The sequence below is a fragment of the Arthrobacter sp. TmtSoilC48 genome (assembly GCF_059739425.1).
This window is the reverse complement of record NZ_AP046049.1, coordinates 665,603-677,895: the sequence shown is the minus strand read 5'-3', so window position 1 is coordinate 677,895 and position 12,293 is coordinate 665,603. Positions and strand designations below refer to the sequence as shown.

Genomic DNA, 12,293 nt, shown 5'->3' with positions numbered 1-12,293 from the left:
TTCTCCTAGCGGGGGCTGACTGCTGCGGTCTGGTCGTCCGGATCCGCGACGCCGGCTCCCGCCTTGGACGTAACAACGGTCACCTCGGGTTGCGGCTTCGGAATCATTGCGACGGCGGCCGCGGCCACCACTGCGATACCGGCGAAGATGGCGAAGTTGGCTTCGAAAGGAAGCTTGGAACCTGCGATCCAGCCGCCGATCAAGGGTCCGGAGATTGCGCCGAGACGGGCAAAGCTGAGGGCCCAACCCGTAGCCGTACCGCGAACTTTGGCCGGGTAGTAGTCGGCGATGTAACCGGTCAGGACCAGGGACGTGGAGATCGAGCCAACGCCGGCAAATGCTACGAACAGCAGGTTTACCACCATGGTGTTGGGGAAGACCAGGAGCATGATGCCCAGGCCACCCAGGATGTAGAACACCACCAGGATGAGCTTCTTGCCGTATTTGTCTGCCGCGCGGCCCAGGAGCAGGCCGCCGATGGCCGAGGCCAGGCTGAAGACCAACAGGAACGTCAGGGATGAACCAAGATCGTAGCCGGCCTTCTTCATGATGCTCGGCAGCCAGGTGTTGAGCCCGTAGACGAGTACCAGTCCGCAGAACAGGGAAACCCAGAAGAACACCGTGGACCGCAGGTATTTCCTGGAGAACATGGTGGTGATGGTCTTCCACCACGGATCGGCGGTGTGTGAACCGGGCTGCGCGACAGTTGCAACCGGCCGGTAGTCGACGATCTCCAGCTTGGCAGCCAAGGTCTTCGCTTCCTTCTTGCGTCCCTTGGACTCGAGGTACTCCAAGGACTCCGGGAGGAACTTCCAAATGATCGGCAGCAGGACAACCGGCGCGGCACCAATAGCAATCACGGCCCGCCAGCCACCAACCGGCAGCACGAACATTGCAGCAAGCGCGGCCGCAACGATGCCCAGCGAGTAGCCGGAATACATGAGGCCATAGTTGTAGGAACGCCTGTTGGGAGCTGAGTACTCGATGGTCAGGGCTGCGGCCACGGGGATGACACCGCCCATACCGAGTCCGCCGATGAGCCTGAAGAATCCAAACAGCTCGGGCGTCGGAGCCCAGGCCGCACCTGCCTGCGTGAGGGTGAAGATCACCATGGACGCCAACAGCATCTTCTTGCGGCCAACGAGGTCACTCAGAGTTCCGATGAACAGGGCTCCGATAAGCATGCCAATCAAGGCATATGATCCGAGGCCGCCGAGCGCAAGCGGGCTGAGGTTCCATTCCTTGTACTCGGCCAGCGCCGGAAGCACTGCCCCCAGAACGCCGACGTCGTAGCCCTCCGCGAGTATGGCGAGCCAGCAACAAATCAGCACCAAGCCGGTGGTGCGCTTGGGCACGTTCCAGTCATTGACAGGTGCGGCGGCCATGGCTACTTCACCAGCGCAGACGCAGTGGCGGACGCGGGTGTCCAGCGGAGGTGGTTGGTTGTTTCTTCGGTGTCGGGTTCGCGGAGCAGGGACAGCCGGGGGCGGACGGCGTCGGTGCGTGTGCTGGGGGGCTTGCGGCGGCCGGCGCGGAATTGCGGGATCCATGCGGCGCCGGGGCCGTGGTATTCCTGTTCAGCGGCGGCGTGCAGGGTCCATTGGGGGTCGTACAGGTGGGTTCGGCCCAAGGCGATGAGGTCCGCGCGTCCTGCCAGGAGGATGGAGTTCACGTCGTCGTAGCTGGAGATCGCTCCGACGGCGATCACGGCCACCCCGGCAGGGGCGGCGACTTCCTGGCGGATGCGGTCCGCGAACGGGGTCTGGTAGCTGCGCCCGAACGCGGGCTTCTCTTCCTTGGCTACCTGGCCGGTGGAAACGTCCAGCCCGGCAGCGCCGTGCTCCACAAAGGCCTTGGCGATCTCGACCGAATCGTCGGAGGTGTTGCCGCCTTCGATCCAGTCCGTCGCGGAGATCCGCACCGTGACCGGCTTGTGGGCGGGCCAGGCCGCGCGGACGGCGTCGAATACTTCCAATGGGAACCGCAGCCGGTTCTGAAGGCTGCCACCGTACTCGTCGGTGCGCTTGTTCGAGACCGGGGAGAGGAAGGAAGAGAGCAGGTAGCCGTGCGCGGCGTGGATTTCCAGGAGGTCAAAGCCTGCCTCACCAGCGCGGATCGTGGCGGCGACGAACTCATCCCGGATGGCGTCCATGCCTGCGCGGTCCAGTTCCGCCGGGGTCTGGTTTTCCGGGCCGTAGGGCACGGCGGACGGACCAACGGCCTGCCAGTTGCCGGTCTCGAGGGGCTGGTCGATGCCTTCCCACATGAGTTTGGTGGAGCCCTTCCGGCCGGAGTGGCCCAGCTGCGCGCCGATCTTGGCGGTGGAACGGGTGTGGACGAAGTCCACAATTTCCTTCCAGCTGTCGCGTTGCTCATCGGTGTAGAGGCCGCTGCAGCCGGGGGTGATACGCCCGGTTTCGGACACGCAGACCATTTCGGTCATGACCAGGCCCGCACCGCCGAGGGCTTTGGAGCCGAGGTGGACTTTGTGGAAGTCCCCCGGGATCCCGTCGGTGGCGGAGTACATGTCCATGGGCGAAACGACGATGCGGTTCTTCAGTTCCAGTTCTCCGATGCGGAAGGGCTGGAACATCGCCGGCGCTACCTGGGACAGGCCCTGGGATTCAGCGAAGTTGCGGTCCACGGCGTCGGCGAATTCGGGGTCGCGCAGGCGCAGGTTTTCCTGGGTGATGCGGCGGCTGCGGGTAAGCAGGTTGAACGCGAACCGGGTGGGGTCCTGGTCCTTGTACTGGCCGATCCGTTCGAACCACTCCAGCGAAGCCTGCGCGGCGCGCTGCGTTGAGGCGACCACGGGACGGCGCTCGGCCTCGTACGCGGCCAGGGCGGAATCCACATCCGGGTGTTCATGCAGGCACGCGGCCAGGGCGAGGGAATCTTCCATGGCCAGTTTCGTGCCCGAGCCGATCGAGAAGTGCGCGGTGTGCGCGGCGTCGCCAAGCAGGACCACGTTGCCCTTGCGCCAGCTCTGGTTCCGCACCGTGGTGAAGTTGATCCACTTGGAGTTGTTCGACAGGACCTCGTAGCCGTCCAGTTCCTCGGCGAAAATCCCGCGGATCTTCGCGATCGCCTTCTCATCCGAAACTCCGGGAGGGAAGACCTCGTTGGCGGTCTCGTCGAACCCCGCCGCGTGCCATACGTCCTGGTGCATTTCCACGATGAACGTCGAACCCTCATCGGAGTACGGGTAGCCATGGATCTGCATGACACCGAACTCGGTTTCCTTGACGAAGAACTTGAACGCCTCGAACACCTGGTCCGTGCCCAGCCACATGAACTTGTTGGTCCGCGGGTCCAGGTCCGGGCCGAACGCGTCCGCGTACCGGGCACGAATCTGGGAATTCACACCATCAGCTGCCAGCACCAGGTCATAGTTCGCCTCCAGGTCCTCTATGGCCGGGGCCAGCGTGGAGAACCGGACATCGACGCCCAGTTCGATGCAGCGGCGCTGCAGCAACTCCAGCAACTCCTTCCGGCTCATTGCCGCGAAGCCCTGTCCGCCCACCGTGACCACCTCGCCACGGAAATGGATGTCAATATCGGACCACCGCGCGAACCGGCGGCTCATGTACTCCGCGACCACCGGGTCCGCGTTCCCGATCCCGCCGAGAGTCTCATCGGAAAACACGACACCGAAACCAAACGTGTCGCTGGCAGCATTCCGCTCCCACAAGGTGATCTCGTGCGAGGCATCCAGCTGCTTCATCAGTGCTGCGAAGTACAACCCACCCGGGCCGCCTCCAACAATTGCGATCTTCATGCTCATGCTCCTTCTCAAGCCTGGCTTTGGCCGGCGGGGGTAAGTTGTTGGGTTTGTGCTTCGCCTGTGGCGCTCTCGTTGAGGAGGCCATCGCGGAGCTTGAAATGCTGGAGTTTGCCGCTGGGATTCCTCGGCAGCTCGGTGACGAAGCGGACATCGCGCGGGTACTTGTACGGGGCGATGGTCTGCTTCACGAAGTCCTGGATTTCCTTACGCTTCGCGGCGTCGCCAATGACGCCCTCGCGCAGGACGATAAACGCGCACACAATGCTCCCGCGCTCAGGATCAGGGCGGCCGATCACCGCGTTCTCCACCACGTCCGGGTGCTGGTCGATGGCCGTTTCCACCTCGGGCGCGCCGATGTTGTAACCGGAAGAAACGATCATGTTGTCGGAGCGGGCCTGGTACGTGAAGTACCCGTCCTCATCCATCGAGAAAGTGTCGCCCGTGACATTCCAGCCATTCACGACGTAATTCGCTTGGCGTGCGTCGTCCAGGTAGCGGCAACCCGTCGGCCCAATCACGGCCAGACGGCCGGACTGGCCAGGGCCGAGCTCCTCGCCGTCCTGATCAAGAATGGTGGCGCGGAACCCCGGCACGGCCTTGCCTGTAGTACCTGGACGGATGTCATCCCCGGCAGCGGAAATGAACACATGAAGCAACTCTGTGGCGCCGATTCCATTGACCAGCTTCAGGCCGGTCGCTTCACGGACCGCTTCCCAGGTCTCCTTGGACAAGTGTTCGCCCGCCGAAACCGCAACGCGGAGGCCACGGAGCAAGTCCCCGCGCTTTTCCTTCAGGATCGCCCGGTAGGCAGTAGGAGCCGTGAAAAGGATGGTGGCCCCTGCAGCCGAAGCATGCTCGGCCAGTTCCACAGGCCCGGCTTTCTCCGTCAAAAGCGACGACGCGCCAAACCGCAGCGGGAAGATCACCAATCCGCCAAGCCCGAACGTGAAAGCAAGCGGCGGGGAACCAGCGAAGACATCATCAGCGGTGGGCTGCAGGATGTGGCGGGCAAAAGTGTCCGCATTCGCCAGGACGTCCCGATGGAAATGCATGGTCACCTTGGGCACACCCGTCGTCCCGGACGTCGGCCCCAGCAGGGCTACGTCGTCCGCAGCCGTGTCCACAGCCGCGAACTCCCCGCTCTTGCCTTCGCAACGGACGGTGAGGTCGCCGTCGTCGGGTCCTCCGTAGCTGAGGACGGTGACGTCCTCGCCCGCCGCCGTCGCGAGCTCATCCACGAAGCGGTGATCGGAAATCGCGACCACGGGCTTGGTGAGCTGGATCAACGTGGCCACTTCGCTGGAACGCAGCATGGGCATCGTGGTGACCACCACGGCGCCCGCCTTAAGAACGCCCAGCCAGGCAGCAACCAGCCACGGATTATTCGGACCGCGGAGCAGCACACGGTTTCCGGGCTCAACCCCCAGGTCTTCGGTAAGGACCTGGGCAACCTGGTTGGAGTGCTTTTGCAATTCGCCGTAGGTCCAAACCGTGCCATCCGGGGTCCGGAGCGCTGGCCGGTCCGGGCCGTACGTCTCGACGGCGTTGTCGATCAGTACGGCGGCTGCGTTCAGCCGCTCCGGGTAGTGGAGTTCGGGAAGGGTAAATTCGAGCGCCGGCCAAGTGTCGGCGGGCGGCAGGTGGTCGCGGGTGAACGTGTCCACGTGGGCCGATGGCGTCATGCTCATGGCCGTTCCTTTCAGTGGTGCATCAGTGAAGCTGGGGATGGTGTTGGGGGTAAGACTGTTCAGGCGCGGATCATGCCTTCTTGGGCGACTGTGGCGAGGAGCCTTCCTTGCCGGTCGAAGAAGCGGCCCATCGCCAGGCCCCTGTTGCTTTGGCCTGATATGGCCTCTTGTGCATAGAGGACCCAGTCGTCGGCGCGGCCATCGCGGTGGAACCACATGGAGTGGTCAAGGCTGGCGGTGGTGAGCCCGGGACTGGACCAGTTAAGTCCGTTGATCCGGAGTAGCGGCTCCAGGATCGTGTAGTCGCAAACGTAGGCAAGGGCAGTACGGTGCAGGTTGGCGTCTTCAGGGAGGCTGTCGAAAGCCTTGACCCAAATCGCCTGCTGAGGCATGGATCCACCCTCAAGCTCAATGTATACCGGTCCCGGAATATGCCGCATGTCGAAACTACGGCCTGTAGACCAATAGTCTGCGGCTGGGCCTTCTGTCCCGTCCAGCGCTTCCGCTGCGGAACGCAGCGATTCAGGCTCGACGGCGGCAGGAGCCTCCGGCTGGAAGTCCGGACCATCTTCGGGAACCTGGAACGAACCCATCGCGGCATATACAGGCTTGCCATTCTGGAAACCGCGGACATTACGGGTGGAGTAGCCGCGACCGTCGCGCAAACGTTCCACTTCATAACGAACATGCGCACCGATGTCCACGGGTCTCATGAAGTAGCTGTGCATCGAGTGGAGCTGCCTGTCGGCGTCCACGGAAAGCATCATGGCCGCTGCCGCCTGGGCCACCATGTCTCCGCCATAGGCTTTGGGCCACGGCACGTATTGGGTGGTCGCTTCATAGGCTTCGTCGAAAACCTGGGCCTCTGTTGGGGTGAGGTCCACAGCCCTGAGGAAGGTCTCCGAGGTCAAGGTTCCAGTGATCATGGTGGTTATGCCCGGCGGTAGTCGGCGAGGGTTTCGTCCGGGACGTCTTCGAGGTTGACCACGAGGTTCTCCGGGGTGCGGGCGGTCAGCCACACGAGTTCTTCGGTGACGGACATGTTTGCTTCGACGTGCGGCATGAACGGCGGAACGAACACCCAATCGCCGGCCTTCATGTCGATGAACTCTGAGTAGTTCTCGCCGAAGTAGATGCGGCCGTGGCCACGAAGTACGTAGCCGCCGGTTTCGGCTTCGCCGTGGTGGTGGGGCAGGGAGCGGTACCCGGGGGTGTTGGAAACCTGGCCGAACCAGATCTTGGTTGCCGGAGTGTGCTGGATGCTTACTCCGGAGACGCGGATGCAATCCCCGGACTGGGCGGTGTTGGTGTCTTCTTCACCCGCGCGGGTCACTACGGGGACGACCTTGCCGTCAGCGCCGGCATAGATGGAGTTGTCGCCTTCAAGGCGGTATTCGGTGGTGGTCTGGCTCATGGGGTTCTCCTTTTGGCGGTGCGTCTTAGGCGTTGGCAGGGGGTTTTAGGCGTTGGCCGTGAGTTTTAGGCGTTGGCGGGGACTGGCGCGACTGGCGCGTGGATCCGGAACTGGTTTTCCAAGCGGCCGATGCCGTCGATTTCGGTTGCGAGGACGTCGCCGTCGTTCAGGAAACGCGGCGGGGTCATTCCCATGCCTACTCCCCCTGGCGTGCCCGTGAGTACGAGATCGCCGGGGCGCAGGGTGGTGAACTGGGAAATGTACGAAAGGAGCTTCGCGGGGCCGAACACCAGGGTGCTGGTATTGCCCTGCTGCACGAGTTCACCATTGACGTAGCCACGGACTTCGAAGCTCTCGCTGGCCTCGTCCGCAGTCAGCATCACCGGGCCCACTGGTGTGGTTGCGTCGAAGGCCTTGCCCTGGAACCACTGCAGCGTGCGGTTCTGCCAGTCACGCATGGAGACGTCGTTGGCAACCGTGTAACCGGCAATCGCCTTCCGGGCCTGATCTTCCTCAGCACGGAACAGTTCAGAACCCACGACGACGGCGAGCTCGGCTTCCCAGTCCACGCGACCGCTGCCATGGACTTCTACGGCGTCAGTAGCGCCCACCAGGGTGTCCGCGTACTTGGCGAAAAGGGTGGGGTACTCAGGAAGTTCGCGGCCCATTTCCTGGATGTGGTCCCCGTAGTTCAGTCCGCAACAGATGACTTTTCCGGCGCGCGGCAGGAGCGGGGCAAAGTCGGCTTCAGTTGCTGCGATGACGGGCTGCCCTGCTTCCGCTGCCTTCTCGGCGATCAACCGCCATTCCGGCTGGGCCAGGAGCGCGCCGACGTCGGTGGCCGGCAACGCAAGGTACGTGTCGACGCCCGTGGCGAGTGCCGCCGTCGTACTTCCGCCGGAGGTGCGCAAGGTGGCAAGTTTCATGGGTTCTGCTCCTTCTGGATTCAATGTGTCGACTTTTTTACGATCGTCACATATGCTCAACGTAGCACGGCAGAAATGATCTGCACAGAGGCATTTCAAAAGTTTTTGCAGTTGCCACAACGAGGAGGAACAGCATGAGCCACAAGACGATCAACCCTGAGTCGCTCCCCAAGCCATCCGGTTTTGCGCACGGCATGCTTGCCGGCAACACGGTGTTCCTGGGTGGACAGACGGCTTTGGACAAGAACATGAACATCGTCCCCGGCGGCATCGTGGAGCAGTTCACGCAGGCGTTCTCCAACGTCCTCACCACGCTGCGCGAGGCTGGCGGACAGCCGGAGGACCTGGTCAACGTGACGATCTACCTGACGGACGTGGACGACTACATGGCGAACGGCCGCGAGATCGGACGGATCTGGCGTGAAATGGCTGGCACACAGTACCCGGCGATGGCCGGCATCGGCGTCACCCGGCTGTGGCAGAAAGAAGCCCTGATCGAAATCCAGGGCATCGCAGTTATTCCTGAGGGCTAAATCTCTGGCTCTTGCACTTGCGGTGACGGAGGATGTCACCATGGGAACCGTCACCGAATACTTGGCCAGCGTCAGCGAAGACAACCGGCGGATGCTGGAGCGGATCGTTGACATCGCCCGGGAACTCGCGCCCGACGCCGAGGAAGGCACCAGCTACGGCATGCCTGCCTTGCTTGTGGACGGCAAGGGCTTCGTGAGCGTGCTCGAAACCAAGAACCATCTGGCCCTGTACCCTTTTAGCGGCCAGATCCTGCCGGAGATGTCGGAGGAGTTGGGAGGCTACTCGTGGTCGCCGGGGACATTGCGGTTCTCTGCGGACAACCCTGTTCCCGACTCCATGGTTCGGCGGATTCTTGAGACGCGGCTGGCTGCGATCAGGAAGTAGAGGCGCCCGTCCGGCGAATCAGTGTTTGGCGGACACGTCCTGTGAGATCGCGTTGGCCGTTGCGACGACTTCCTGCCGCACCGACTCAAGATACTTGTCCGGGTCCGGCTCCGCCGCGACAGCCTGGGCCTGGAGGGACACGTTGATTGCCGCAACGTTATCGCCATTGTTGTGGTTCCACACCGGCGCCGCGATGGACATCAGGCCGATTTCCAGTTCCTGGTCCAACAGGCACCAGCCTTGCGCACGGACATGCTCGACGGCGGCCCTCAAGTCTGTCGCATTGGCCACGGTTCGCGGTGTGATGGGCTTGAGTTCGACCCTGGCCAGGTATGCCTCGAGCTTGGCCTGTGGGAGACCGGCGAGCAGCACACGGCCCATGGAAGTGGCGTAGGCCGGGAAACGGGTGCCCACGGTGATGCCGACGTTCATGATGCGCTTTGTGGCTACGCGAGCCACGTAAAAGATGTCCTGGCCGTCCAGCACGGCCGCGGAGGTGGACTCCCCCAGCTTCAGCGACAGTTCCTCCAAGTGCGGCTGCGCCAACTGCGGCAGTGACAATGCCGAAAGGTACGAATACCCGAGCTGCAGCACCTTGGCCGTGAGTGCGAAGGTTTTGCCGTCGGTGCGGACATACCCGAGCTCCACAAGGGTGTGCAGGAAGCGCCGCGCGGTTGCCCTGGTGAGGTCGGTCCGGGCTGCGACTTCGCTGAGGGTCATGACCGGATTGTTCGCATCGAACGCCCGGATCACGGACAGACCCCGGGCCAACGACTGAACGTACTGGTCGCTGGCCTGCGGGGTTACTACCGATTCGCTCATGGTTACCAATCCTAGGGGGCGTTGTGGGGCCTGCTCTGCATCCCCACCGCCTCCCTAACCTCGCAAGCTCGGCCAGGGAACCCGGGCGATGTGGGCCCTGCCAGGGCAATACCAAGCAGAGCGGGCCTCACAACCCGGGGGAGTCTTAGGCGCCGGGCTTCAGGGGCAGCGGGACCAATTCCTGGATCTCCTCGAAGGTGCACCCGAACGTCTCGCGGACTGTCACACCATCGGGCCCCGTGAGGAAGACGGCCTTGTCGGTGTACACGCGGGTCACGCAGCCCACGCCGGTCAACGGGTAGGTGCACTGTTCCACGAGCTTGGACACGCCCTCGCGCGTCAACAAAGTCATCATGACGAAGACGTCCTTGGCGCCCGTGGCCAGATCCATCGCCCCGCCCACGGCGGGGATCGCGTCCGGGGCGCCCGTGTGCCAGTTGGCGAGGTCGCCGGTGGCGGATACCTGGAAAGCGCCGAGGACACAGATGTCCAAGTGACCGCCGCGCATGATCGCGAACGAGTCGGCGTGATGGAAGTACGAGGCTCCGGGCAGCTCCGTGACGGGGATCTTGCCTGCGTTGATCAAGTCACCATCGACGTCATCCCCAACGGCGACCGGACCCATGCCGAGCATCCCGTTCTCCGTGTGGAGCGTGATGTTCTGTTCCTCGGTGAGGTAGTTGGACACGAGCGTCGGCTGGCCGATGCCAAGGTTCACGAACGAACCCGGTGCGATGTCACGTGCCACCAGCTGGGCGAGTTCGTCGCGTCCCAGCGGCTTCTCGGACGTCTGGATACTTGTTTGGGTGCGCATGATCAGGCCACCTTTTTGTTTGAATCGGCAGAATCGACGCGGACCACGCTGTTGACGTAAATACCCGGCGTCACCACGTTCTCCGGATCCAAAGACCCGGTCGGCACGATCTCCGAGACCTGCACAATGGTGTGCTTGGCAGCGGCAGCCATGATGGGGCCGAAGTTGCGGGCAGTCTTGCGGTACACGAGGTTGCCCTTGCCGTCCGCCTTGAGTGCCTTGATCAGTGCGACGTCGGCGTGGATCGGCATTTCGAACACCTGCCACTTTCCATCCAGCAGGCGCGTTTCCTTGCCTTCGGCCAGCGTAGTGCCGTAGCCGGTGGGTGTGAAGAACCCGCCAATCCCAGCACCCGCGGCACGGATTCGCTCAGCCAGGTTCCCCTGCGGGACCAGTTCCAGCTCAATCTCGCCGGCATGGAACTTGGCATCGAAGTGCCACGAATCGGACTGCCGCGGGAAGGAGCAGATCATTTTACGGACCCGGCCTTCCTTGATCAGCAACGCCAGGCCTTGGTCACCCTGGCCGGCGTTGTTATTGACCACGGTGAGGTCCTTCGCGCCGCAGTCCATCAGGGCGTCGATCAGTTCGAACGGCTGGCCGGCGTTGCCGAAGCCGCCGATCATCACCGTGGAACCGTCCTTGATGCCGGCGACAGCTTCACCAACAGTGTCAATAAATTTCAGCATGATCCACCTATTCCGATACGCCCGCAGAAACGTTTTCCAGCACCACAGCCAGGCCCTGCCCAACACCGATGCAGATCGCCGCAACACCCCACCGCTGGCCGGAGGCCTGCAGGGACCGAGCCAGCGTGCCCAGGATGCGGGTGCCGGAGGCCCCAAGCGGGTGGCCCATCGCGATCGCGCCGCCGTGGCGGTTCACGATGGACGGGTCAATCCCCCACGCGTCGACGCATGCCAGCGACTGCGCGGCGAACGCTTCGTTAAGTTCGACGGCGCCAACCTGGTCCCAGCCGATGCCCGCCTTTGCGAGGGCCTTGTTAGCGGCCTCCACCGGCGCGAACCCGAAGAACTGGGGATCGTTGCCATGGGCACCCCTGCCCGCGATGCGGGCCAAGGGATCCATGCCAAGGATCGACGAAGCAGCCTCAGAACCAATCCACGCAGCCGAAGCACCGTCGGACAGCGGCGAGGCGTTACCGGCGGTGACCGTGCCGCCGTCGGGCCCTGAAGACTCAGGCCGGAATACCGTCTTCAAACCGGCAAGCTTCTCGGCCGAAGAACCAGCCCGGATGCCTTCATCCCGCACCAGGTCCGTTCCCGGCACCTGCGACACAAGGTTGTCGTAGAATCCAGAACTCCAGGCGGCATCGGCCAGGTTGTGCGAATCCGCAGCGAACTGGTCCTGACGCTCACGCGTTATCCCGTACTTCTCGCGCAGCCGCTCGGTTGCTTCGCCCAGGGAGATGGTCCAGTCCTTGTTCATGGCCGGATTCACCAGACGCCAACCGAGCGTGGTGGACGCCAACGTCATATCACCGGCCGGGTACGGCTTGGAGGTCTTCGGCAGCACCCACGGCGCACGGCTCATGGACTCTGCCCCACCCACGAGCATGAGTTCAGCATCGCCGGCATTAATCTGGCGGGACGCAATGATTGCCGCGTCCAACGACGAACCACAGAGACGGTTGACCGTGGTCCCGGGGATGGACACCGGAAGTCCAGCCAGCAGGGTTGCCATGCGGGCCACGTTGCGGTTTTCTTCGCCGGCACCGTTGGCGTTGCCGAACACCACCTCGTCGATCCGCTCAACGTCCAGCCCTGGAGCCCGGCGGACAGACTCGCGGACCACATGGGCAGCGAGGTCATCGGGACGGACAGCAGCAAGTCCTGAGCCGAACTTGCCAAAGGGTGTGCGTACGGCGTCGTACACAAAAGCCTGGTTCATGGGTTTCTCTTTCTGC

The 12,293-nt window shown here is 63.2% G+C and carries 12 protein-coding genes; 2 read left to right on the top strand and 10 right to left on the bottom strand.

Annotation, left to right across the window (positions count from 1 at the left end):
- Positions 1 to 5: 5 nt before the first annotated feature.
- The 6 genes from AC6I97_RS03245 to AC6I97_RS03220 form a co-directional block, all read right to left on the bottom strand.
- Positions 6 to 1,385, bottom strand: a complete 1,380-nt coding sequence (locus AC6I97_RS03245; protein WP_497944042.1) for an MFS transporter — start codon at positions 1,383 to 1,385, stop codon at positions 6 to 8.
- A gap of 2 nt (positions 1,386 to 1,387) precedes the next feature.
- Complete coding sequence (locus AC6I97_RS03240) at positions 1,388 to 3,778, bottom strand: bifunctional salicylyl-CoA 5-hydroxylase/oxidoreductase (RefSeq protein ID WP_497944041.1); 2,391 nt, start codon at positions 3,776 to 3,778, stop codon at positions 1,388 to 1,390.
- A gap of 14 nt (positions 3,779 to 3,792) precedes the next feature.
- Entirely contained in the window at positions 3,793 to 5,472 is a 1,680-nt protein-coding gene (locus AC6I97_RS03235) for an AMP-binding protein (protein WP_497944040.1), read from the bottom strand.
- A 59-nt stretch (positions 5,473 to 5,531) separates the two neighbouring features.
- The gene (locus tag AC6I97_RS03230; protein ID WP_497944039.1) at positions 5,532 to 6,398 is read right to left on the bottom strand and encodes an acyl-CoA thioesterase; all 867 of its coding nucleotides are present in this window, start codon (positions 6,396 to 6,398) and stop codon (positions 5,532 to 5,534) included.
- Between the two features lie 5 nt (positions 6,399 to 6,403).
- Positions 6,404 to 6,886: a cupin domain-containing protein gene (locus tag AC6I97_RS03225; RefSeq protein WP_497944038.1), complete on the bottom strand. Its 483-nt coding sequence runs from the start codon at positions 6,884 to 6,886 to the stop codon at positions 6,404 to 6,406.
- A 65-nt stretch (positions 6,887 to 6,951) separates the two neighbouring features.
- Positions 6,952 to 7,812 (bottom strand): fumarylacetoacetate hydrolase family protein, encoded by an 861-nt coding sequence (locus tag AC6I97_RS03220; protein WP_497944037.1) that lies wholly within the window; start codon positions 7,810 to 7,812, stop codon positions 6,952 to 6,954.
- Between the two features lie 134 nt (positions 7,813 to 7,946).
- On the opposite strand from AC6I97_RS03220, the gene AC6I97_RS03215 reads away from it, so the two are divergent.
- Both AC6I97_RS03215 and AC6I97_RS03210 read left to right on the top strand, forming a co-directional pair.
- Entirely contained in the window at positions 7,947 to 8,345 is a 399-nt protein-coding gene (locus AC6I97_RS03215) for a RidA family protein (RefSeq protein ID WP_442017275.1), read from the top strand.
- Between the two features lie 40 nt (positions 8,346 to 8,385).
- Positions 8,386 to 8,730 (top strand): iron chaperone, encoded by a 345-nt coding sequence (locus tag AC6I97_RS03210; RefSeq protein ID WP_309928295.1) that lies wholly within the window; start codon positions 8,386 to 8,388, stop codon positions 8,728 to 8,730.
- A gap of 18 nt (positions 8,731 to 8,748) precedes the next feature.
- Here AC6I97_RS03210 and AC6I97_RS03205 read toward each other — a convergent pair whose 3' ends face one another.
- From AC6I97_RS03205 to AC6I97_RS03190, 4 genes are all read right to left on the bottom strand, one after another.
- A complete protein-coding gene (locus AC6I97_RS03205; protein WP_309928296.1) occupies positions 8,749 to 9,552 on the bottom strand; it encodes an IclR family transcriptional regulator domain-containing protein in 804 nt (267 codons plus the stop codon).
- Positions 9,553 to 9,697: 145 nt separating this feature from the next.
- On the bottom strand, positions 9,698 to 10,366 hold the full coding sequence (locus AC6I97_RS03200; RefSeq protein ID WP_309928297.1) for a 3-oxoacid CoA-transferase subunit B: 669 nt from the start codon (positions 10,364 to 10,366) through the stop codon (positions 9,698 to 9,700).
- Positions 10,367 to 10,368: 2 nt separating this feature from the next.
- On the bottom strand, positions 10,369 to 11,055 hold the full coding sequence (locus AC6I97_RS03195; RefSeq protein ID WP_497944036.1) for a 3-oxoacid CoA-transferase subunit A: 687 nt from the start codon (positions 11,053 to 11,055) through the stop codon (positions 10,369 to 10,371).
- Positions 11,056 to 11,062: 7 nt separating this feature from the next.
- On the bottom strand, positions 11,063 to 12,277 hold the full coding sequence (locus AC6I97_RS03190; protein WP_309928299.1) for a thiolase family protein: 1,215 nt from the start codon (positions 12,275 to 12,277) through the stop codon (positions 11,063 to 11,065).
- Positions 12,278 to 12,293 lie beyond the last annotated feature (16 nt).